Below are 22,741 nucleotides of genomic sequence, written 5' to 3'. Positions count from 1 at the left end.
ACAGGATGACCGGATGATCCGGTGAGCGACGGCGATCTCCTCAGAAGCTACAGCCATACCGGTTGGGTATGAGAAGCTCCAAGGGCGAGCATGGCCCGGTTCTTATTGACTTTCTATTACACATAAACGGCGACATCAGCGAGCGCGTGATGACCGTCATCGAGGGCTTGGTGCCGCAACTGGAGGTGTACAGCATCGACGAAGCCTTTGCAGAGCTAACCGGTATCCAAACAGATCGGGTACGCATGGGGCGGGAGATCCGCTCCCAGATTATCGCCGCAACGGGCATTCCCACTGGAGTCGGCATTGCTCCGACCAAGACGCTGGCGAAACTCGCCAACTTTGCCGCGAAACGCTGGCAGCGACAAACCGGCGGCGTGGTGGACATCACCGACCCAAAGCGGCGGGACAAACTGCTGCAAGCCGTGGCGGTAAACGAAGTCTGGGGGGTTGGTCGGCGGCTCACTGAGCGCCTCGGTGAAATGGGTATACGCACGGCTTGGCAACTGGCCGAGGCAGACGCCTGGACCCTGCGAAAACAATTCAGCGTGGTGCTGGAAAAAACCGCACGCGAATTGCGAGGCACGCCCTGCCTGGAGCTGGGCGGCATTGCGCCACCCAAACAGGAAATCTGCTGCAGCCGCATGTTCGGCGAGCGTCTGGACGAGTTGGCTCCTATCCGCGAGGCGGTGGCCAGCTATGCCGCTCGGGCCTGCGAGAAATTGCGTGCTCAGGGCTCGGTTTGCAAGCGAGTACGGGTCAGCATCCGCACCGGTATGTTCAATCCGGACGAGCCTAAATTCGCCAAGGGCATGCTGTGCGAGCTGCCCTACCCCACCGACGACACTCGACTGATCACCCAGGCCGCGCTTGCCGGCCTCGACAAGCTGTATCGCCCAGGTTTCGCTTTCTCAAAAGCGGAAGTGCTGCTGATGGATCTGTGCGGGCGCGGTGAATTCACCGACGACCTGTTCGCCTCCAGTCAGCCAGCTAATTCGGAGAAGGTGATGGCCGTGCTTGATTCGATCAACGCCAAATGGGGACGGGGAACGTTGCGACCTGGTGTGGTACCAGCAGCCCCCGCCTGGAGCATGCGTCGCGAGCTGATGAGCCAGAGTTTCACGACGCGAGTAGATCAATTGTGGCGGGTATCCGCGCGGTAGCCTGCATCGCGCGCCTGCTGTGCTGCTTCTCCTGGAAGGGAAAGGGCCTGGCTGCGGTAATGGTTTGCTGATCCGGGCCGTGCTTGTGCCCCTCTACGCACCCGAGCTCGCAATAGATAATCCGTCTCCAAGCCGGTATGCGATCTTATCCAGGCCTTGGGTTATTTGGAGTTCAGGAGATGCTGAAACCAACTAAACCGAGGAGCTAGCCATGAACCTGTTTACGCACATTGCCAATCTGATTACCTCTGTCGTCCGGCCAGAAAAAACGGCATTCACCACGGTCATCTATCCCAGCCAGGGAAAAGCGGTCGTGGTGCATGACGGCCTCAGGATTCGCCATGAGAACCGGTGGCATAGGTTTGACTCGCTGCTGGAAGAGGATGAGCCGAGCACCTCCTTCAGCACATTGCACGATAACCATACGAGCCAAGCTGAACCGGTTGAACCGGTTGAACCGTTTCAAGCTGACAGTTTCACTTCAGATTTTTTTGCTAGCAGCTTCGAGCCGATGGGTGCCGATTGGGTCAACCCGGCCAACGGAATGCCCATGATGGACAGCTGCTTTGATGTCATGGGCAATGCGTATGGCATGGACACGATGAGCGACAGCCTCTCGTTTGATCATGGTATGAGCGACTTCGGAGGCAGCTTTTCGGCCTTCGGTTTTGATTGAACGCAGGGTCATTCAGGGGGAATTGAATATGTCGCCATTGGGACTGGGGGTAAGCTTCATTCTGGCTTTTGCCATAGGAATTTCCTGGCTGGCCTGGGCGTTCGATGCACGGATTGAGCGCAGCAGATTGATTCGGCAAATTCCACTACCGCTGGACTATCCAGGCGTTGGCCGGCGCCACTGGCCACAAACCGGAGCGCGGCCAGCAATAGCGCTATTAGGGTTCATACTGGTTCTGCTTTCGGCAACAGGTGCGGCACTCTTAGGACGGTTGGCCACGATGCAGCCGGGTGAAGCTGCAGCGGTATTCATGGCTTACCCGCTGCTCAGAAGCCTGTGGGGGCAGATCATCGGGGCGGGGCCAATCGTCTGCGTTGTCATGGCAGTACTCGGCACGTATTGCATCAGGATTGGCCTTGGAGCAGAGCGACGTTGAGGATACGTTGCCGTTTGACCTCCACTGCGGCAACAGGCTCGTGCTCGAGATCGCGTTAACTTCCGAAATCACCGTCGCGTTGCCAACGGACCTCCGCTACGGCAACGACCCCGGCTACTCACAGACCACAAAGTAATAGGAATCATTATGGATGTAACCGTAATCACACTCCTGATAGCTATCGGTTCAACCCTGCTGGTGGTGGCAACGGCGACACTGATCGGCCTTGTGGTGGCAAGGCGTTTGGATAGCAAGAATGGACGCAGCACCTCGGATTGCCCGCCACCGCCTCGGCAGCATCTGTAGACGGAGTTTTGCCGGAGCACTGCAAGCACGCAGGCTTCAGAGGACTCATGACTACACATTCCATGTTCCCTCAGCAGCCCCAAGTGCTGCGCGGCTTCGGTTGGCCCGGACGGGGCCCGTTACTTGGGCTGCCTTTGCCGTGATCGACACCCATTGTCTAACGCTCGCGTAAGCCAGCGGTCGCGAATGGCAAATGGCTTGGGCTAAGCCCAAGTGAGATCAATCTACGCTAGCGTTTTTAGAGGTATGCACCAGCTGATACAGGCGGATAACACAAATGCATTCTTATCACCAGATAAGTAGCACCCAAAATGAAACGAGGTGGAGCGCGAAGGGCGGGAGCTGCTCGCCGAACAGCGCCGGCAGCTGCGCCAGGACAAAGCCAGACCGATCATCGATGGCCTGCATAGCTGGATGCTTGGGCAGCGGCAGAAGGTGCCGGAAGGCAGCGCGATCGCCAAGGCACTCGACTACAGCCTCAAGCGCTGGGCAGCGTTGGTGCGCTACCTGGATGACGGCAACCTGCCCATCGACAACAACTGGATCGAGGTGCGACACGAAGTCGCTTAATGAAGTTGTTCCCCTTGGTGGGAACCACCCGTGTCACCGGGTGAATCTAGAAGGCTGAATCAAGAGCGCCTTCGACAATGGAACGAGGCATCGCAAGGTGCGGGGTACCAATCGTGAGAGGCGTACCCTTCTGGCAGCCATGGCCGGACAAGGGCTAGATAGTTGGTATGGTGAACACATGTGAATCTGCGCAACGATCGTTAAGTTGAACGAGCGGAAATGGCTTATTGAATCGCCCCGGGTTTCGTGGAGGCCTCAACTCTTGAGAAGATGAGGCCATGAAAAAGACTACGACCTACTCCCCTGAAGTCCGTGAACGTGCCGTGCGCATGGTTCTGGAGCATTTGAACGACTATCCCTCCGAGTGGGCCACCATTGAAGCCATCGCGCCGAAGATTGGCTGTGCAGCGCAGACGTTGCATGGCTGGATTCGCCGTCATCAGACCGACGCAGGTCAGCGTCCAGGCCCGACAACCGAAGAGCGCGAACGCATCAAGGCGTTGGAGCGGGAGAACCGCGAACTGCGCAAAGCCAATGAAATTCTGCGTCTGGCCAGTGCGTATTTTGCCCAGGCGGAGCTCGACCGCCGCACCAAGTCCTGAGGGCTTTGTCGATCAGTACCGTGACCGTCTTGGGGTCGAGTCGATCTGCCGCGTCTTACAGATCGCCCCGTCCGGTTACCGTAGGCATGCGGCCCAGCAGCGCAACCCCGAATTACGTTGCTGCCGCGCTCGACGCGATGACGCATTGATCATGGAAATCCAGCGCGTATGGGACACCAACATGCAGTGCTATGGTGCAGTGAAGGTCTGGAAGCAGTTACGGCGAGAAGGCATCGCAGCTGCCAGGTGCACGGTAGAGCGATTGATGCGTCGTGCTGGATTACAGGGCATAAGGCGTGGCCAGGTCGTGCGCACAACGGTGGCTGGCGACAAGGCTCTTTGCCCGCTGGATCGCGTCCAACGCCAGTTCCATGCCGACCGCCCGAACCAGTTGTGGGTGTCGGACTTCACCTATGTATCGACCTGTCAGGGCTGGCTGTACGTGGCGTTCGTGATCGACGTCTTTGCACGCCGGATCGTCGGCTGGCGAGTCAGTACTAGCATGAACACAGACTTCGTACTGGATGCCTTGGAGCAAGCCCTGTATGCCCGTCAGCCGCATTGCACAGGTGGGCTGATCCATCACAGCGACCGTGGCAGTCAGTACGTCTCCATTCGCTACACTGAGCGATTGGCAGAGGCCGGTATAGAGCCCTCGGTGGGTAGCAAGGGAGACAGCTACGATAACGCCCTGGCCGAAACCATCAACGGGCTGTACAAGGCCGAGCTGATTTACCGTCAGTCATGGAAGAGCCGCGAAGCCGTCGAAATGGCGACCTTGAAATGGGTGCACTGGTACAACCACCAACGCCTGCTGAGCTCAATCGGCTATATCCCGCCTGCGGAGGCTGAGGCAAACTTCCACCAGCAGCAAACAGATCAGGCCGTGGCGGCCTGACTTAAACGAAACGGCCTCCACGAAACCCGGGGTGATTCACCGATAATCAGAGTAAGCATGATTAGGGTCACCGGAATGCTCAGCAGCTTCATCAGAATGCTGCCGCGTAGCGGGCTCGGCTCAACGGCTACATCCCAGTGCTCCGACAGGCAGAACGGACAGCAATTGGAAATCGGTTTCCCTCCTCCAACCCTCCATCCCCACCGGCCGGCTACGCTTCGACTGAAAATAACGCGTGGGACCATCAGCCGCTTACAGCGGTTACACAAAACATGGGACATATCGCTAGCTCCTTAGAATCAAACGGATCCTAGCGGTAGCCGCCGTGAACCCAAGTAGAAGGAGTTCGGGATATTGACCCGGCTGATCGTTGTTCATTGCCGGCTGAATACTCCTCGCGCAAGGTGGCGAAGTTGACGAATCTCTAATACCAAAGGTGGACGGCGTCATAGCGGTGAGGCGGTATTGATGTGCCCCGCAAAATACCCGCGGCAATACGAAAGATCACGACAAGGGGCTTGGCTTGAGATTGAATGGGATCAGTGAACGCAAAAAAGATCATGCTCAAAGTTGACCATCTTGACGGGCAGCTCCCGGCCCAGAGTGTGTAAAAACGTCTGATCAAGCCCTTGCTATGATTTCGAGGATTTCATCGTAAGGGTCGACCATGAAGCGCTTCATCGCCGTGACCGAGCTGACCTATGCGGGACAACTGATCGTCGCCCGGACCTACGGGGCCGCGTCAGTGATGATGCCGATCGTGCTGGGCTACCTGCTGGTCTGCTGGCCGATCCTGCTGCGGCAGAGACCTACTGAACTGGATTCGCCTGTTGCGTATCGATTTAGGGGGCCTCTGTGAAAGACGGCACGGACGCACCGATCGCGCCCTGAACTGCGCATGGAGCTCACGGCGCTTTCAGTACACTGCTCTGCTCTTCTCCCTTGATGACCAAGTAATGTCGTGCTGAAGAGGTAGGCGGCAGTTTTCGAAATCCAATTTTGCAGCGCGGACATCATTCAAGCCAGCTCGCACCTTGCCGATAGAGACCTGAACCGGCAAGAGCATTGGCGCTCGTGATGGGCGCTCTCCTGCCTAGGTAACTTCGGAGAATCGAAAATGTTGAGTTGGCTTGGCAACCTACGTGTCTATCACAAATTGGGTCTTGGCTTCGGTGTAGTGCTGCTGTTTACAGTCGCGCTGGCTGTCATCGGGTGGAGCAGCTTGAGCAGCTTCATCTTGCGTAGCGACCGCATGGGCGATGTTGCCTCGTTGGACGCGGCTACTAGCCAAACGCAGATCAGCCGTCTGCAATACATGCTCACCGACGGTGACGAGACCGCCTTGAAAAAGGCCCAGGCCGACTTGGAAGCGTTGCAGGCCAAGCACCAGACAATAAAACAAAATTTCAACAAGACCTCCAATTTCAGTTTGCTCGAGCAAATCGGGCAAGCCATCCAGGCATACGAGACAGCGCTGCAGCAGATGCGCGCCGCCGTGGCCGGCACCCAGACGGCACGGCGCAACATGATCGTTCAAGGCAACCAGGTCGTGGCCAGCATCAATGAAGTGCGCGGCCAAATTGACCGGATGGAAATTGCCGAAGAGCGTGCCCGACTGTTCCGTGCCTTCACCTCGTTCAACGACGAGATGCTGATGACCCGGTACGAGGTACGCGGCTTCATGATGACCGGATCGGCTGAGCGCGAGGCCACGCTAAGCAAACAGATGCAGACCACCCAGGCCGAACTGTCGCGTATCGAGCCGGAACTGGCCGCAGACTTCCCCGCTGAGCTGAAGCAACTCAAGACCGCCCTGGGCGGCTATTTCGCCTCGCTGGATCAGTACAAAGACAGCCTGCGCGCCTTGAAAGGCACCGGCCCGGGCATGACCGAGCATGCCAACACCATGCAGAGTTTGACGGCCGAGCTGCGGCATAGCCAACTGGCCTTGCGTGACAGCGAGGACGCAGCTGCGCGTACGCTGCAGATCATCGGTGTCCTGGCCGCGCTGTTGTTGAGCCTGATCGCCGCGATGGTGATCACCCGCCAGGTCACGCAGCCCCTGCAGCAAACGATGGCCATCGCCGAGCGCATCGCTTCAGGCGATTTGACCCCCTTCCCGGTCTCGACCCGTCGCGACGAACTGGGCAATCTGCAGCGTGGCATCCAGAGCATGGGCGATACCCTGCGCGAGCTGATCGGCGGCATCCGCGACAGCGCGACCCAGATCTCCAGCGCTGCCGAAGAGCTGTCAGTCGTGACCGAACAGACCAGCACCGGTGCGCAAAAACAGATGGCTGAGACCGACCAGGTCGCCACGGCCATGCATGAGATGGCTGCCACTGTGCAGGAAGTGGCGCGTAACGCAGAACTGGCAGCAGAAGCGGCTACTCATGCAGACGGCGAGGCGCGTAAGGGCGATCACGTCGTCAGCGAAGTCATCATCCAGATCGAGCGGCTGGCCCAGGAAGCCACCCGTTCCAACGAGGCGATGAACCAGCTCGAACAGGAGAGTAATAGAATCGGCAGCGTAATGGACGTGATCAAGGCAGTCGCCGAACAGACCAATCTGTTGGCGCTGAACGCGGCCATCGAAGCGGCGCGCGCGGGCGAGGCGGGTCGCGGCTTCGCCGTTGTCGCTGACGAAGTACGTACCCTGGCTCAGCGCACCCAGCAGTCCACCGAGGAGATCGAAGCGTTGGTAGCCGGCCTGCAGAACGGTACCCAGCGTGTGGCGGCAAGTCTGAGCAGCAGCCATAGCCTGGCCGTCAGCAGCGTGGCGCTGACCCGCAAGGCTGGCACCTCGCTGGGCGCTATCAATAGTGGCGTATCAAACATCCAGTCGATGAATCAGCAAATCGCCGCTGCGGCCGAACAGCAGAGCGCTGTGGCAGAGGAAATCAGCCGCAGCGTGCTCAGTGTGCGTAATGTGACCGAGCAGAGCAGCACTGCGACACAGGAAATTGCCAAGTCGAGTACAGAGCTTGCGCGCCTGGGCAATCAGTTGGCCACGACGGTCAGCCGCTTTCAGATCTGATTCGGCGCTGGTAGCGGTATAGCTTGGCCATCAAACTTTCCAGTTCCTGATGGCCAAAGCCGCGAAAAAAATGTACCAGCACAGCACTTTCTTTGTTGTGGATGGCTTGGCGTGGCGGTCGGATCACCATGCTCGGTCTCCTCGGCCCGCTGGTCGGTCCGGCTTCGCTGCCTGAAGTCTGGTTGAGGGCCTCGTCATCGCGAAAGTGCTGTTTTTGGTGGCGCGCGCGTTGGACGTGGCGGCTACTGCGGCTGTTCAGATGGGCGCTTCCGTCATCGCCCCGTTTCCACTTCCCTCCCGCGCGACGAGCGCTGGCTTGTCGTGCTCAGGCTGGTAAACCGGGCATTAGTCAATTGCGTACTCTCCCAGGCGCTGGAAGCGGCCCGAAGCGAGCTGCCGATGGGAAGATCAAGCTCACGCGCGACACCAGGGTCGGAGACAATCGGCCTGACCAAGAACAGAAGCCTGACACTGGACCCTGTGCCTAAGCACACGCTAAATCTTCAGTAGTCTCCAAAAGCCGTTAGCCTGGACCGCAATGCTGGCGATACGCGAACAACTGCACGACCGTACGCATCGGGCGTTACCCGTCGAAGCGACTGATGTTCAGGATCACTTGGGGACGTTAGGAGGGGCCGACCGAGACGCCAGCCCGAGTAGCGAAATGATGAAACGCGGTGGGACTAAAGTGCCCCATCGTCAATCGTCAATCGTCCATGCGCCCGGCGGGCCATGGACGGTGGATCTCAACCATCCGCTACCGCAGGACCGCAGGCCGCGGCACTTAGGCCTATCGGCATCGCCCTGCGGAAGCGAATATTTTGCTAAACGACTCGGTTAGACGAGTCGCTCGAGCTCCGGCACGATCTCGAACAGATCGCCCACCAGGCCATAATCGGCAACCTGGAAGATCGGCGCTTCTTCGTCCTTGTTGATCGCGACGATCACCTTGGAGTCTTTCATGCCGGCCAGGTGCTGGATGGCACCGGAGATGCCCACCGCGATATACAGCTGCGGCGCAACGATCTTGCCGGTCTGGCCGACCTGCATGTCGTTCGGTACGAAGCCGGCGTCGACCGCCGCGCGCGAGGCGCCGACGGCAGCGCCAAGCTTGTCGGCCAGCGAATACAGGTGCTTGAAGTTCTCGCCATTCTGCATGCCACGACCGCCGGAGATAACGACCTTTGCAGCAGTCAGTTCAGGGCGATCGGACCTGGCCAGCTCCTCACCAACAAACGACGAAACCCCTGCATCGCCAGTGCCGGACACCTGTTCGATGCTAGCGGAGCCACCTTCGGCATTAACCGGATCGAAACCGGTCGCGCGAACCGTGATCACTTTGATCTGTGCGCTGGACTGGACGGTCGCGATGGCGTTACCAGCGTAGATTGGACGCCGGAAGGTATCAGCGCTTTCAACGGCGATGATTTCGGAGATCTGATCAACGTCCAGCTGGGCGGCTACGCGCGGCAGGAAATTCTTGCCGTTAGTGGTGGCAGCAGCCAGTACGTGGCTGTACTCCTTGGCCAGACCGGCGATCAACGGCGCGACGTTTTCCGGTAGCTGATGAGCGTAGGCGGCATCATCAGCAACCATTACCTTGGAGACGCCTTCGATTTTGCAACCCGCTTCGCCAATGGCCGCACAATTGCTACCGGCTACCAGCACATGAATGTCGCCGCCGATAGCTTTCGCGGCAGCCACGGTATTGAGGGTCGCAGCGGCCAGAACGGCATTGTTGTGTTCAGCGATAACCAGGATAGTCATTTAGATAACCTTCGCCTCGTTCTTCAATTTCTCGACCAGTTCAGCCACAGACATGACCTTGATGCCGGCGCTGCGCGCGGCAGGTGCTTCGACTTTCAGGGTCTTGACGGTGGAAGCAGTAGCTACGCCCAGCGCGTCGGGCGTCAGCACTTCCAGCGGCTTTTTCTTGGCCTTCATGATGTTCGGCAGCGACGCATAGCGCGGCTCGTTCAGACGCAGGTCGGTGGTGACAATCGCCGGCAGATTCAGCGCAACGGTTTGTGCGCCGCCATCGATTTCACGCTCGACCTTGACCTTGTCACCTTCCATGTCGACTTTCGACGCGAAGGTGCCCTGAGCGAATCCGGTCAATGCGCCCAGCATTTGGCCGGTCTGGTTGTTGTCGCTGTCGATGGCCTGCTTGCCGAGGATGATCAGCTGCGGCTGTTCCTTGTCGACCACGGCTTTCAACAGCTTGGCCACGGCCAGCGAATTGAGCTCTTCGGTCGACTCGACCAGTACGGCGCGGTCGGCACCCAGTGCCAGCGCGGTACGCAGCTGCTCCTGGGCTGCGGTCGGTCCGATGGAAACCACGACGATTTCACTGGCCACGCCCTTCTCTTTCAGGCGCACGGCTTCTTCCACGGCAATCTCGCAGAAGGGGTTCATCGACATCTTGACGTTGGCGAGGTCGACGCCGGAGTTGTCCGCCTTGACGCGAACCTTGACGTTGTAATCGACCACTCGTTTGACTGTTACCAGTATTTTCATATTGTCTCCGATTGCAGGCACCACAGAGGTGGCGGCGATCAATTGGTGCGTAGCGATTGAAGGTAGCGGCGCAAGGCAAAGCCCAGAGATAGCACCGTCAGCACGATGAAGAACCAGTCGATGGGGCCACGAATAAACACATCGAAACTGTTGCTGCTGATCAGCAGGGAACGACGGAAATTGTCTTCCAGCATCGGCCCCAGGATGAAACCGATCAGAAACGGTGCTGAGGCGAATCCGGTACGGTTGAAAATGAAGCCGACCAGGCCGAACACCAGCATGACAGCGATATCGAAGGTGCTGTTGTTCACGGCGTAGGCGCCGTAGATGCAGAACATCAAAACGATGGGGAACAGGATCCGCTTGGGAACATCGGCAATCCGGGAAAAATACCGGATCGCCAGCTTGCCGGTACCGAACAGCACCACGGAGCTGAGCATGATGCCGCAGAACAGCGCGTAGATCAGATTCATGTTCTCTTGGAAAAGAATCGGTCCGGGAGTCAGTCCATGGATCATGAAGGCGCCGAGGATGATCGCGGTGATCACGTCGCCGGGGATCCCCAATGACAGCAGCGGAATCATGGTCGCGCCGGCAACCGCGTTGTTGCCGGCCTCGGCTGCGGCTACACCCTCGATTTCGCCCTTGCCGAAATTGTCCCTGTTGGGCGAATTGCGGCGTGCCTCCGAATAGGAGATGAACGAAGCGGCTGTCGCGCCAGTGCCCGGAATGGCACCGATGATCACACCGATGAAGCTGCCTCGAATGATGCTGCGCATGCTGCCTTTGAGCTCCTGCCAGGTCACGTCGGCACCCGCCACGGCGGTCTGGATGTGCTCCCGGGCCCGCGACAGATAGAACTCGAGAATCTCGGGAATGGCGAACAGACCAATCAACAGCGGGATGAAGTTGATGCGATCCATCAGATTGTAATTGTCGAAGGTCAGGCGCTCGGTACCGTAGACCGGATCCATGCCAACCAGCGCGAGGATCACCCCTAAAGCAGCGGCGACCAGCCCCTTCATCACCGAATCACCGGAAACGGAAATGATGATCGTCAGCGAGAAGCAGATCAGCCAGAAATACTCCGGCGGCCCGAAGTTCAGCGCCAGCTTGGCCAGGTAACCCGCCAGGAAGATCAGCGACAGATTGGAGATGAAGTCGGCGATACAGGACGCGTACAGCGCCATGGACAGTGCCTTCTTGGCTTCACCCTTCTGCGCCATCGGGTAACCGTCCAGCAGCGTGCTGGCAGACGCTGGCGAGCCCGGAGTGCGGATCAGAATGGCAGTGATCGATCCGCCATACATGCCGCCCTTGTATATGCCGACCAGCAGCAGGATCGCGGTGACGGGCTCCATGCCGAAGGTGAACGGCAGCGCCAGGGCTACCGCCATGGTTGCGGTCAACCCGGGTATGGCTCCGATCACGACGCCAATCACCACGCCGACCGCGATCATCAGGATGTTTTCCACGCTCAGGAAAAGGCTGAGCACCTCAAGCATCTGGTCCATTTCATAATCTCATCAAGCGGGTACTCAATATCCCCAGAGCGAGCCGTAAGGCAGGGGAACATTCAGGCCATAGTCGAAGGCCAGGCAGATACCGATCGGCATCGCAACACCCAGCAGATAAATGCCAATGCGCCTGACCCCCATGGCTACGAACAGCAACATCGTGGCCAGCACGCCACAGACCGCCGCGCCCACCAGCTCGAGCCCGAAGTAGTAAACGGCGAAGGCCAGCAACGGCAGCAGCCATTGATGGAGCGGCAAGTCGCGAAGTTTGGTGTATTTTTCTTCCCGCTCACGCTTCGGGCCAAATATCGTGCCGAGCACCAGACCGATACCAAGTAACAGAATCATCCAACCCATGATCTGAGGAAGGACCAGGGGCGACAGCAGCGGTGACTGAAGCCTGCGAGGCTCAACGATGTACGCTGGAACCAGATAAAACAGAAACGTAAGGGATGCCACGATGAGAACCAGACCGGCAGCTGCATCGACGCTGGCAAGCCTGGAGACTCTCTGGCGAATGGCGGTGTTTTTCATAATCCATCCAGATAGACAGAGGCGTCCCGCGCGGCGACGCCCCATGAAGCTGTTGAGGCTTATTCGCCGAGTCCGGCGGCTTCGACCAGATCAGCCCACTGCTTGATATCCCGCTCCACCATGGACTTGAACGCTTCCCCGGATTCCTTGCCGGCGACAGCGCCCAGCTGCGGTAGGAAATCCTCGAACGCCTGGCTTTGCATGACGTTTTGCACGCCGGCCTGCAGCTTGCCGTAGGCCTCGTCGGACATCGAGGCGCTCCCGATAAGACCGAACCAGGCGGAGGTGGCAAAGTCGGACAGCCCCGGCTCAACACCAACGGACTGCACGGTCGGCACGTCCGGCAGGAAGGGCGAAGGCTCGCTGGTGCTGACAGCCAGTACCCGCAGTTGCCCGGACTTGATCATCGGATAGACAGTTGGCAGGTTCTCGAACGAAAAGTCGACATCACCCGACAGCAGTGCCGGGAGCGCCTCGCCACTTCCACGGAACGGAACGTGGGTCATCTGTGACGCACCGATCTTGGCTTTGAACAGTTCACCCGACATATGGATGGAGCTGCCGATACCAGGCGAGCTGAAGGAGGTCTGCTCGGTCTTCGCGGCTTGCACGAACTCTTCGAAGGTCTGGAACTTGCTCTTGGCCGGTACGACGAGGACGTTAGGGATATCAATAATGTTCTGAATAAAGCGGAAGTCTTTTACCGGGTCATAGGCCAGGGGATAAAGACTCGCGCCAACAGTGTGCCCCGGGGACGCCATCAGCACGCGGTAATCGGCATCGCGCTTGGAAACCCGGGCCAGTTGCGCGGTGGCAACAGTGGTGCCGGCACCCGGGCGGTTCTCGACGATAACGTTCACACCCAGTTCCGTGCCCAGAAGGTCGGCCACCCGACGGGACAGGATATCCGTGGAGCCACCGGCGGCGTACGGAACGACCAGTGTGATGTTCTTGGACGGCCAATCGGCAGCCTGGGCGGCCGTACCGAGCAGCGGAAGCAACACGGCAGCGCTTGTCGCCACCAGCATTTTCATCAACTTGTTCATATTATCTCTCTTGTGGTTGCGTATTTGATGACCCGGCATGTCGCAACATGACCGGGCTTACGTCCAGCTCAGGCAGTGAGCCAGTACCGGTTACTGGATGGGTTACGTGAGTTGCTCGATGACCCCCTTGTCTTTCAGAACATCCAGCGCATCGGCTGAAAGCCCCAGGACGGATTTCAGAACCTGCTCCGTGTGCTCACCGAGCATCGGCGCAGGCCGCTTGTACTCGACCGGCGTGCCCGAGAGCTTCACCGGGCTCCCGACCATCCTGAAGTCCGGGTTCTTGGCGTGCGGGATATCGACCAGCATGTCGCGCGCCAGCACCTGCGGCTCAGCCAGGGCGCGGCCGATGTCGTTGATCACGCCGACTGGTACCTTCGCCGCATGGATCCGGGTGACCCAGTTGTCGGCGGTGTCCTTGAGGAAGTGCTCGGACAGCAGCCCGACGATGGCGTCGCGGTTGCGCACGCGGTCGGCGTTTTTGGTGAAGCGCGGGTCCCGCGGCAGTTCCGGCAGGCTGATGGCATCGCACAGGGCTACGAACTGAGTGTCGTTGCCACAGGCAATGATGAAATCCATGTCGCTGGCAGTGAACACCTGATATGGCACGATGTTGACGTGGGCGTTGCCCTGACGGCCCGGCGGTTTGCCGGTGCTCAGGTAGTTCTGGCTCTGGTTGCCCAGGGCGGCCACCTGCACATCCAGCAGCGCCATATCGCAGTGCTGGCCGCGACCAGTCTTTTCACGTGCCAGCAACGCCGCCTGAATGGCGATGGTGGAATACAGGCCGGTCATTACGTCCGCCACGGCCACGCCCACCTTCTGCGGGCCGGCACCCGGCACACCGTCCTTCTCGCCGGTGATGCTCATCAGACCGCCCATGCCCTGGATGACGAAGTCGTAGCCGGGCTCTTCGGCGCGCGGGCCGGTCAGACCGAAACCGGTGATCGAGCAGTAGACCAGACGCGGATTAAGCTTCGACAGGCTGTCGTAGTCCAGCCCGTACTTGGCCAGCGAGCCGGCCTTGTAGTTCTCGATCAGCACGTCGGAGATGGCCGCCAGTGCTCGCACCAGCTCCTGACCTTCCGGCGTGGCGATGTTCACAGCCACCGACAGCTTGTTGCGGTTGGTGGACTGGTAATAGGACGCCTCGATGCTGTTCTCGCCATCCGGCGTTTTCATGTAAGGCGGGCCCCAGCCACGGGTGTCATCACCCACACGCGGCCGTTCGACCTTGATCACTTCGGCGCCAAGGTCGGCCAGCACCTGGCCGCACCAGGGGCCAGCCAATACACGACTCAGGTCGAGCACCCGAATCCCACTCAATGCACCCATGTCTCTTACCTTTTCAACACGGCCGGCACAAAACTCCGCCGACCTGGTTCAGATGAGCAAACAGCCTTCGCTCAGACGCGCTCGATGACCATGGCCAGGCCCTGGCCGACACCGATACACAAGCTGATGACCGCGTAGCGCTTGCCGCTGCGCTGCAATTCACGCGCGGTGGACAGTGCCAGGCGGGCCCCGGAAGCCCCCAGCGGATGACCCACGGCAATCGCGCCACCGTTCGGGTTGACGCGCGGGTCGTCGAACGCCACATCCAGGCCCTTCAGACAGCCCAGCACCTGCGAGGCGAAGGCTTCGTTGATTTCGATGATGTCCATATCGGTCAGGCTCAGGCCAGCACGGGCCAGTGCCTTGTTGATGGCTTCCACCGGTCCAACGCCCATGATGCGCGGCTCGACGCCGGCAACGGCGGCGGACAGGATGCGTGCCATTGGCTTGAGGCCGTGCTTCTCGCCAGCGGCCTGGCTGCCGATCAGCAGCGCGGCGGCACCGTCGTTTACGCCCGAGGCGTTACCCGCGGTGACCACGCCGTCTTCAAACAGCGGGCGCAGCTTGGTCAGTGCGGCCATGTCGGATTGCGGACGCGGATGCTCATCCTCGGCGATCACGCTGGGCGGGGTCTTGCGACCGGTCGGCACGCTCACCGGCAAGATCTCCTCGGCGAAGAAACCAGCCTGGCGGGCGGCTTCGAACTTGGCCTGTGAGGCAGCGGCAAAGGTGTCGGCCTCTTCACGGCTGATGCCAAACTCGAGGGCCACGTTGTCGCCAGTCTGCGGCATGCTGTCGTTGCCGAACTGCTCGATGATTTTCGGGTTCGGGAAGCGCGCGCCGATGGTGCTGTCGTACACCGTGAAGTCGCGGCTATAGGCCTTCTCGGCCTTGGCCATGACGAACGGGGCGCGCGACATGCTTTCCACGCCGCCTGCAACGAACAGTTCGCCTTCGTTGCAGGTGACGGCGCGTGCAGCATCGACGATCGCGGCCAGGCCACTGGCACACAGCCGGTTGACGGTCTGGCCGGGCACGGTGACCGGCAGGCCGGAGAGCAGCACGGCATGACGGGCGATGTTACGGCTGTCTTCACCGGCCTGGTTGGTGTTGCCGAGGATCAGGTCGTCGACGGCAGCCCCGTCAATGCCGGTGCGCGCAATCAGCTCGCGGATCACGTCGGCAATCAGATCATCCGGGCGAACCGGAGCCAGACCACCGCCATGGCGACCGAAGGGAGTACGCAGGCCAGCGTAGATGTAGGCGTTCAGCATGATGATACCTATATAGAAAAGGGTTATACGGCGGACGGCTCATCCAGGCGCAGCGACAGACCCAGCAGGGCACGGCGGCGCAGCCAGTGGCTCGGGCGGTAACGCGGGTCGCCGGTCACGTTCAACATGCGCTCGAGTATGGTCAGCAGGCGACGCGGACCGAGGCTGTCGCCCCAGGCCAGCGGACCCTGCGGGTAACCCAGGCCCAGACGCACGGCCTGATCAATGTCCTCGGGGCTGGCGATCCGCTGCTGAGCGATGTCGCAGGCCAGGTTGACCACCATGGCCAGCACGCGCTGCGCTACGAAACCGACGCTGTCGCGAATCACGGTAACGCCCACGCCATCGCGGGCGAACAGCGCATGGGCGGCAACGCGCATGTCCGGACGGGTAGCCGGTGTCATCATCAGCGTGCGATGGCGAGACAGATCGGTCAGCAGGTCCACGCACACCGTGCGCGCGGCATCCACGCCGAAACGATTGGTTGCGGTGGTGGCGTCATCGCCGTAGGGCGCAATCAGGCACAGCGCCTGCTCGGAAGGATGATCGCCCTCCTCCACCTGCGCACCCAGCGCATCGAGCAGCTCGACCAGCGTCTGCCGGTCGTCCGTGTTCTCGGTGGCGACCCACACCGGCGGCAATTGCTCAACACTCGGCACCGGTTGCGGTTGCGGCGCATCGACCATCTGGCCGTTCTGGTAGCGGTAGAACCCCTGCCCCACCTTGCGGCCCACGCGGCCGGCCACCAGCATCTGGCGGGTCAGCGGGGACGGCGTGTAGCGCGGGTCGTGGTAGAACTGGGTGTAGATGGATTCCATCACCGGATGGGAAACGTCCAGCGCGGTGAGGTCGAACAGCTCCAGCGGGCCCATGCGGAAACCGGCGCCCTCGCGCAGGATGCGGTCCACGTCGCCTTGCAGGGCGACACCTTCGCCGAGGATCTTCAGGGCTTCGGTGCCGTAGGCACGACCCGCATGATTGACGATGAAGCCTGGAGTGTCCTTGGCGCGGACACCGGTGTGGCCCATGCGCTTGGCCAGGTCCAACAGGGCATCGCTGACGGCCGGATCGGTGGCGATTCCGTCGATGACTTCGACCACCTTCATCAACGGAACAGGGTTGAAGAAGTGAAAGCCGGCGACGCGCTGCGGATGCTGACAGGCGGTGGCGATGGCGCTCACCGAGAGCGACGAGGTGTTGGTCGCCAGGATGCATTCGGCGTCAACGATGCCTTCCAACTGGGTCAGCAGGCCGCGCTTGGCATCCAGGTTCTCGATGATGGCTTCCACCACCATGTCGCAACCGGCAAGTTCCTCGATGGCGGCGACCGGCTTGAGCAGCGCCATGGCAGCGTCGGCGGAGGCCTCGGTGATCTTGCCCTTGGCCACCAGTTTGCCGAGGGTGGCCGCGAGATTGTCGCACGCGGTCAAGGCGGCGCCTTCACGGGCATCGTACAGACGCACTTGCACGCCAGCCTGCGCCGCGATCTGGGCGATGCCGGCGCCCATTACGCCGGTGCCGACCAGCCCCATGATGTTGATCGAGCGAGCCATGCCTATTCTCCGCGGTAGGTGGGTTTGCGCTTTTCGAAAAAGGCGGCGGCGCCTTCCTTCTGATCAGCGGAATCGAACAGTAGCTGGAACGCCTTGCGCTCAAGGGTCAGCGCGCTGTCCAGTGGCAGATCGGCGCCGGCCAGCATCACTTCCTTGATTTGTTGCACAGCCAGTGGCGGTAGCGCGGCGATTTCGCTGGCCAGGGCCAAGGCTCGCGAAAGGGTCTGATCGTCCGGCACCACTTCGCTAATCATTCCGATGGCCAACGCCTCGGGCGCCTTGACCATGCAGCCGGTCAGCGCGATGCGCATGGCCTGGAATTTGCCTACCGCGCGAATCAAACGCTGAGTGCCGCCGGCACCGGGCATTAAACCGAGTTTGACTTCCGGCTGGGCGAAACGGGCCGACTCCCCGGCCACGATGATGTCGCAGTGCATCGCCAGCTCGCAGCCGCCACCCAGGGCGAAGCCGTTAACAGCGGCGATGACCGGCTTCGGGCAGCGGGCAATCGGATCCCATAGCAGCTCGGTATGACGACCATACATCTCGATCGGCGAGGCGCTGGCAAACTCCTTGATATCCGCACCTGCGACGAAGAACTGCTCACCACCGGTAAGCACGACGGCGCGAATGTCGTCACGCCGGGCGAGCGCGCGGAAGTGCTCAGCCAACTGATGACGCACGCTCGCATTGAGCGCGTTCTTGGCTTCGGGACGGCTGATACGCACGACGGCGACACCGTTATGGGGATACTCCAGCAGTACGACTGGATCGAGTGGTTGGCTCATCTCTGCTCCGCTTTTGGTCACGCAGACATGTCTGCTATGCGAAACTGTATTTCGCTTTTTTTCGTGGGCGATAGGTTTTAACGTTGTTTTCTTTAAATGTCACCCCCTACGCATACGACTTTGGTCGGAAGATACGGCACAACAGAGGGCGCATACAGAAAATAATTTTAAATTAAAAGCATCGCTTGCTTGATGTCCGCTATGCGGAATACAATTTCGAAAAGCTTGATTTAATAAAAAAAGAGGCTATACCATGCAACGTAAGATCAAAGATTGCTCCCCGGATCAAGGCGCGCTTTCAGAGACCGAACGGGTCCTGCTCGATCCGATATCGGCGCTCGAAGATGAGGAAAAGGATCGCCAGTTCGTAACTGCGCTGGCGCGCGGCCTGGAGTTGCTTCGCTGTTTCAGCCCGCGCGAAAGCGTGTTGAGCAACCAGGAGCTGGCCCGCAAGGCCAACCTGCCCCGGCCGACCGTCAGCCGTCTGACTTACACGCTGACGCGCCTGGGTTATTTGAAGCAACTGCCCCAAGGCAAGTATCAGCTGGACGTCGGTGTAATGTCGTTTGGCTACGGGATGCTCTCTAATCTGTCGATTCGGGCGGTAGCGCACCCTCTAATGGAGCAGATGGCCAACCACGCAAATGCGGCGGTGGCGATGGCGGCCCGGGACCGGCTGCAGATGGTTTACCTGGACGTGGTGCACGGTCAGGGCAACCTCACGATGCGACGTCAGGTGGGCACCCATCTACCTATGCATCTGAGCGCTGCGGGACGTGCGTGCCTGGCTGGTTTGCCGGAAAACGAGTGCGATTTTCTGCTGGACCATATTCGCACCCGGCATGCCGAGGACTGGCCCAAGCTCCGCAAAGGCCTGGAAAAGGCGTTCCGGGACTACGCCGACTACGGCTACTGCCTGTCGATTGGCGAGTGGCACCGGGATGTGAATGCGGTTGCAGTGCCCATGACGCATGCGCAGCACGGGCTGCTGGCCTTCAACTGCGGCGGCCCGAGTTTTCAGCTCTCGCGCGAAAAGCTGGAAGAGGACATCGGACCGCGGCTGGTCCACATGGTTAGCAACATTGAGGCCAGCACCCGCTGATGAAGAAGCGGGTCGTGCCTCGTCGATATGACGCGTCCGACCATCGGACCTTCGAGGAGTAACACATGATCCGCGATCCGGAAACGCTGCAAATCCTGCTGGATTCCATCCGCCAGTTCGTCAACGAAGCGCTGATCCCGCGCGAAAACGAAGTTGCCGAAACCGACTCGATGCCGGCGGACATCGTCGAGCAGATGAAGGAAATGGGTCTGTTCGGTCTGACCATTCCCGAGGACTTCGGGGGGCTGGGCGTGACCATGGAAGAGGAAGTGAACATTGCCTTCGAACTGGGCCGCACGTCCCCGGCGTTCCGCTCCTACATCGGCACCAACAACGGCATTGGCTCCATCGGCATCCTGCTCGACGGTACAGACGAGCAGAAAGCCAAGTACCTGCCCAAGCTGGCCGCTGGCGATTTCCTCAGCGCGTTCTGCCTAACCGAGCCGGACTCCGGCTCCGACGCCGCCTCCCTGAAGACCACCGCCGTTCGCGACGGTGATTTCTATGTCATTAACGGTACCAAGCGCTTTATCACCAATGCGCCTCATGCCGGCATCTTCACCGTAATGGCTCGTACCAACCGTGAAATCAAGGGCGCCGGTGGCATCAGTTCGTTCATCGTCGAAGCCAACATCCCAGGCGTCACGGTCGGCAAGCGGGATCACAAGATGGGCCAAAAAGGCGCCCACACCGCCGACGTGATTTTCGAAAACGTCCGCGTGCCGGCCGAGAATTTGATCGGTGGCAAGGAAGGCGTCGGCTTCAAGACCGCCATGAAAGTGCTGGACAAAGGCCGTCTGCACATCGCCGCACTCTCTGTGGGCGCGGCCGAGCGTATGCTTGCCGACTCCCTGCAGTACGCCATTGAGCGCAAGCAGTTCGGACAGCCCATCGCCGAATTCCAGCTGATCCAGGCCATGCTGGCCGACAGCAAGGCCGAGATTTACGCTGCGCGCTGCATGGTGCTGGATGCCGCGCGCAAGCGCGACGAAGGCCTGAACGTCAGCACCGAGGCATCCTGTGCCAAGATGTTCGCCACCGAGATGTGCAGCCGCGTGGCCGACCGAGGCGTGCAGATCCATGGTGGCGCCGGGTACGTCAGCGAATATGCCATCGAGCGGTTCTACCGCGACGTGCGCCTGTTCCGCCTGTACGAGGGCACGACGCAGATCCAGCAAATAATCATAGCCCGCAACATGATCCGCGAAGCACAGCGCTGACAGACAGACCCTGCCTCAGCTCGCGCCGGATGCCAGCCGCGCCGCAACGAAGCCTACGAAGGCGTTGATCTTCGGCAATGGCTGGCGACTGACAGGCCATCGAATGCCGCGCGTACGGACCCTGGATAGCTATCCAATAACGGGACCAGGCGTTGCTGCCCGATGGCTTCAGCCACAATTGTATTCAGCGGCTTTCGGTGGGAGGCTGTACATTGCGCCCTTAGGCAAATCAGTCCTGCCAAACCCACCTCAGTTCAATAGACGCTTTCGGCTAGCCCCGTGGGTGCCAAGCGAACGCAGCATCGACTAATGCTATTACCGAGTTTTGCCTTGGCTGCCTTATCATGCGCGTTGCTTTTGGGCCGATTACGCCGCTCGATACCCGGCTAACAGTTAGCTGCGCCTCGAACAAAAAAAGGTTTGAGAGCCGGATAGCCGGTGTGAAGGTCGACGTCTCCCGGCCTTGCCGGGCCGCGCTGTCGTGCTGTGCATCGAGCTGGCAGGCCATCTCGCCCCGTCGGGCTTCCATCGTTCCCTCCCCCAGGTCGGCTGACGCCTGCGCGCTCCGCTTGCCAGTCCGTGCCAGAGAGTGAATATGGGGCGTTCTTGCTGGTTTCCTTCACCTTGTCACGGCGTGCTCGTCGTAAAGGGCTGCACGCGCAGGGCGCGTTGGCGGCCTAGGGCCGGCGGTGCCCCTGTGACGGCTTGCGCTGCGCCGTGCCGGGTCGGTTCCGGGCAATTTCGCCCGAGCAACCGGAGCACGCTGCCATGGCACAGTTTTCGTTTCTTTTGACGCTTCCCTCCTCGTTCGTGATGAACAGGGACGCTATCTGCCAGCTACGGCCGATCAAATCCTTGAAGCGGCGCGTCAGGTCGTTGATCTGAAAAGAAAACGCGGCGCGCCATTTACTTCTCCTGACATCGTCAAGGACTACCTGGGCGCCAAGCTCGCAGGTCTTGAGCACGAGGTCTTTGCGGTGCTGTTTCTCGACAACCAGCATAGGCTGATTCGCTACGTCGAATTGTTTCGGGGGACCATCGACAGTGCTTCGGTGTACCCGCGGGAAGTGGTGAAAGAAGCGCTAAAGCTCAATGCCGCGGCGGTGATCCTTTCGCACAACCATCCGAGTGGGAGTCCAGAACCGAGCCAGGCGGACAGGACCCTGACCAAGCGGCTAACTGACGCGCTGGCGCTCGTCGATGTCCGGACGCTGGATCACATCATCGTGGCTGCTCATGAGCGGGTGTCGTTGGCAGAGTTGGGGCTAATGTAGCCGCAACGGGGGCTTAGGCCCCTTCTCCGCCGAGGCGGGTTCGCTGCGGCTCGATCCTAGCCTCGGTCCAGATGGTCGGCAAAACATTACGTAATAGCTCCAGACAGGGTTTTCATTGCTAGCCGATCTTTGGAAAAACCTGGAGCAGGAGCTAATGCAGCTATGGTGACGACCTCACTGCTCTCCAGCTGATCATCGTAACGCCGCGTCCGGCGCCCCTTCGGGAACTCTCGGCGAGGCCAGGGTGATAACGGTGAAGCCCCCCCCTCCATAGGGAAGAGTACCGGCATAGGAGCGGAGCTTCGCCCGTACCTGCGTTCGTGAGACAAGGCATGCGGTTCAGCTTCCTCACGGCAACTTCCCGCACGAAGCCGTGTAATAGTGCCTCAGAACAGACCAGGTCACGCCATTGCCAGCGCCGATGAGCAGTCGCAGCTACTCGATTCGCGGATGGTCCAGGATGGCTGGCAGGCTTGCCGGCTCTTCAGCCGATCCAGCCCAGCGTCATCCGTCATCCGCTTCGGGCATTTAGGCCGAGCTACCGAAGTAGTATGCCGTTGATGAAGTTCAGACGAGCACATACCTCAATAAGGTTAGCTGAGAAGAATATCTGACATGACGGCCGAAACACCCCGGACAACGGACCCAGGATTGTCAATATCTACGATGCCAAGACCCACCTGTGGCAGCTGATCCTTGGGGCCAGCCAAGGCAATCCCTTCGTGATCGCAAAAGCCGGCGAGCCGATGGTCAAGGTTGTTGCGATTAGCCAAGAAACCAAACCGCGGCGCGTTATGCTTGCCGGGATGTATGACGTTCCGGAGGACATCGACTCGCCGTTCAAGAGCTTCCGCTTCCGGCGCAAAGCAGCCTCACGGCGAAGTTTTATAATC

16 protein-coding genes, 4 pseudogenes and 1 other annotated feature are annotated in these 22,741 nt (G+C 60.1%); of the genes and pseudogenes, 10 read left to right on the top strand and 10 right to left on the bottom strand.

Going from position 1 to position 22,741, the window contains the following annotated elements; translation table 11 throughout:
• The first annotated feature begins 68 nt into the window (after nt 1–68).
• From BHD08_RS04400 to BHD08_RS23405, 7 genes and pseudogenes are all read left to right on the top strand, one after another.
• Complete coding sequence (locus BHD08_RS04400; RefSeq protein WP_125020939.1) at nt 69–1,163, top strand: DUF4113 domain-containing protein; 1,095 nt, start codon at nt 69–71, stop codon at nt 1,161–1,163.
• 211 nt (nt 1,164–1,374) lie between these two features.
• Nucleotides 1,375–1,839: a hypothetical protein gene (locus BHD08_RS04395; protein WP_125020938.1), complete on the top strand. Its 465-nt coding sequence runs from the start codon at nt 1,375–1,377 to the stop codon at nt 1,837–1,839.
• Nucleotides 1,840–2,899: 1,060 nt separating this feature from the next.
• Nucleotides 2,900–3,130 (top strand): annotated as a pseudogene (locus BHD08_RS04385) (transposase); the annotation flags it as partial.
• Nucleotides 3,131–3,429: 299 nt separating this feature from the next.
• Nucleotides 3,430–4,651 (top strand): annotated as a pseudogene (locus BHD08_RS04380) (IS3 family transposase).
• Nucleotides 3,708–3,823 (top strand) — a sequence feature (AL1L pseudoknot). (Overlaps the previous pseudogene by 116 nt.)
• 667 nt (nt 4,652–5,318) lie before the next feature.
• Entirely contained in the window at nt 5,319–5,510 is a 192-nt protein-coding gene (locus BHD08_RS04375; protein ID WP_125020936.1) for a hypothetical protein, read from the top strand.
• A gap of 258 nt (nt 5,511–5,768) precedes the next feature.
• Nucleotides 5,769–6,833, top strand: a pseudogene (locus BHD08_RS23410) (methyl-accepting chemotaxis protein); the annotation flags it as partial.
• Complete coding sequence (locus BHD08_RS23405; RefSeq protein WP_375708240.1) at nt 6,825–7,688, top strand: methyl-accepting chemotaxis protein; 864 nt, start codon at nt 6,825–6,827, stop codon at nt 7,686–7,688. The pseudogene BHD08_RS23410 and the gene BHD08_RS23405, both read left to right, overlap by 9 nt.
• Here BHD08_RS23405 and BHD08_RS22935 read toward each other — a convergent pair.
• From BHD08_RS22935 to BHD08_RS04325, 10 genes are all read right to left on the bottom strand, one after another.
• On the bottom strand, nt 7,669–7,818 hold the full coding sequence (locus tag BHD08_RS22935) for a hypothetical protein (RefSeq protein WP_160128628.1): 150 nt from the start codon (nt 7,816–7,818) through the stop codon (nt 7,669–7,671). The genes BHD08_RS23405 and BHD08_RS22935 overlap by 20 nt on opposite strands.
• Nucleotides 7,819–8,525: 707 nt before the next feature.
• Nucleotides 8,526–9,455: an electron transfer flavoprotein subunit alpha/FixB family protein gene (locus BHD08_RS04365; RefSeq protein ID WP_125020934.1), complete on the bottom strand. Its 930-nt coding sequence runs from the start codon at nt 9,453–9,455 to the stop codon at nt 8,526–8,528.
• Nucleotides 9,456–10,205 (bottom strand): electron transfer flavoprotein subunit beta/FixA family protein, encoded by a 750-nt coding sequence (locus BHD08_RS04360; protein WP_125020933.1) that lies wholly within the window; start codon nt 10,203–10,205, stop codon nt 9,456–9,458.
• Between the two features lie 38 nt (nt 10,206–10,243).
• Nucleotides 10,244–11,719 (bottom strand): tripartite tricarboxylate transporter permease, encoded by a 1,476-nt coding sequence (locus tag BHD08_RS04355; RefSeq protein ID WP_125020932.1) that lies wholly within the window; start codon nt 11,717–11,719, stop codon nt 10,244–10,246.
• Between the two features lie 24 nt (nt 11,720–11,743).
• On the bottom strand, nt 11,744–12,256 hold the full coding sequence (locus BHD08_RS04350; protein ID WP_160128626.1) for a tripartite tricarboxylate transporter TctB family protein: 513 nt from the start codon (nt 12,254–12,256) through the stop codon (nt 11,744–11,746).
• 59 nt (nt 12,257–12,315) lie between these two features.
• Nucleotides 12,316–13,302, bottom strand: coding sequence for a tripartite tricarboxylate transporter substrate binding protein (locus BHD08_RS04345; protein WP_125020930.1), 987 nt, complete (start codon nt 13,300–13,302; stop codon nt 12,316–12,318).
• Nucleotides 13,303–13,404: 102 nt separating this feature from the next.
• Nucleotides 13,405–14,637 (bottom strand): CaiB/BaiF CoA-transferase family protein, encoded by a 1,233-nt coding sequence (locus BHD08_RS04340; RefSeq protein WP_125020929.1) that lies wholly within the window; start codon nt 14,635–14,637, stop codon nt 13,405–13,407.
• Nucleotides 14,638–14,708: 71 nt separating this feature from the next.
• Nucleotides 14,709–15,911, bottom strand: a complete 1,203-nt coding sequence (locus BHD08_RS04335; protein ID WP_125020928.1) for a 3-oxoadipyl-CoA thiolase — start codon at nt 15,909–15,911, stop codon at nt 14,709–14,711.
• A gap of 23 nt (nt 15,912–15,934) precedes the next feature.
• Entirely contained in the window at nt 15,935–17,464 is a 1,530-nt protein-coding gene (locus BHD08_RS04330; protein WP_125020927.1) for a 3-hydroxyacyl-CoA dehydrogenase, read from the bottom strand.
• 2 nt (nt 17,465–17,466) lie between these two features.
• Complete coding sequence (locus tag BHD08_RS04325; protein ID WP_125020926.1) at nt 17,467–18,252, bottom strand: enoyl-CoA hydratase; 786 nt, start codon at nt 18,250–18,252, stop codon at nt 17,467–17,469.
• A gap of 253 nt (nt 18,253–18,505) precedes the next feature.
• On the opposite strand from BHD08_RS04325, the gene BHD08_RS04320 reads away from it, so the two are divergent.
• The 3 genes and pseudogenes from BHD08_RS04320 to radC all read left to right on the top strand — a co-directional run.
• Nucleotides 18,506–19,354 (top strand): IclR family transcriptional regulator, encoded by an 849-nt coding sequence (locus tag BHD08_RS04320; RefSeq protein ID WP_125020925.1) that lies wholly within the window; start codon nt 18,506–18,508, stop codon nt 19,352–19,354.
• 65 nt (nt 19,355–19,419) lie between these two features.
• The gene (locus tag BHD08_RS04315) at nt 19,420–20,574 is read left to right on the top strand and encodes an acyl-CoA dehydrogenase family protein (RefSeq protein WP_125020924.1); all 1,155 of its coding nucleotides are present in this window, start codon (nt 19,420–19,422) and stop codon (nt 20,572–20,574) included.
• A 779-nt stretch (nt 20,575–21,353) separates the two neighbouring features.
• Nucleotides 21,354–21,848, top strand: a pseudogene (radC, locus tag BHD08_RS04310) (DNA repair protein RadC); the annotation flags it as partial.
• Nucleotides 21,849–22,741: the final 893 nt, after the last annotated feature.

Origin of the sequence: Pseudomonas sp. SCT, assembly GCF_003864275.1 — a bacterium.
Classification (GTDB): Bacteria; Pseudomonadota; Gammaproteobacteria; order Pseudomonadales; family Pseudomonadaceae; genus Stutzerimonas; species Stutzerimonas stutzeri_AE.
The sequence above is the reverse complement of the archived record's forward strand: the minus strand, read 5'-3'. Positions and strand labels throughout refer to the sequence as shown.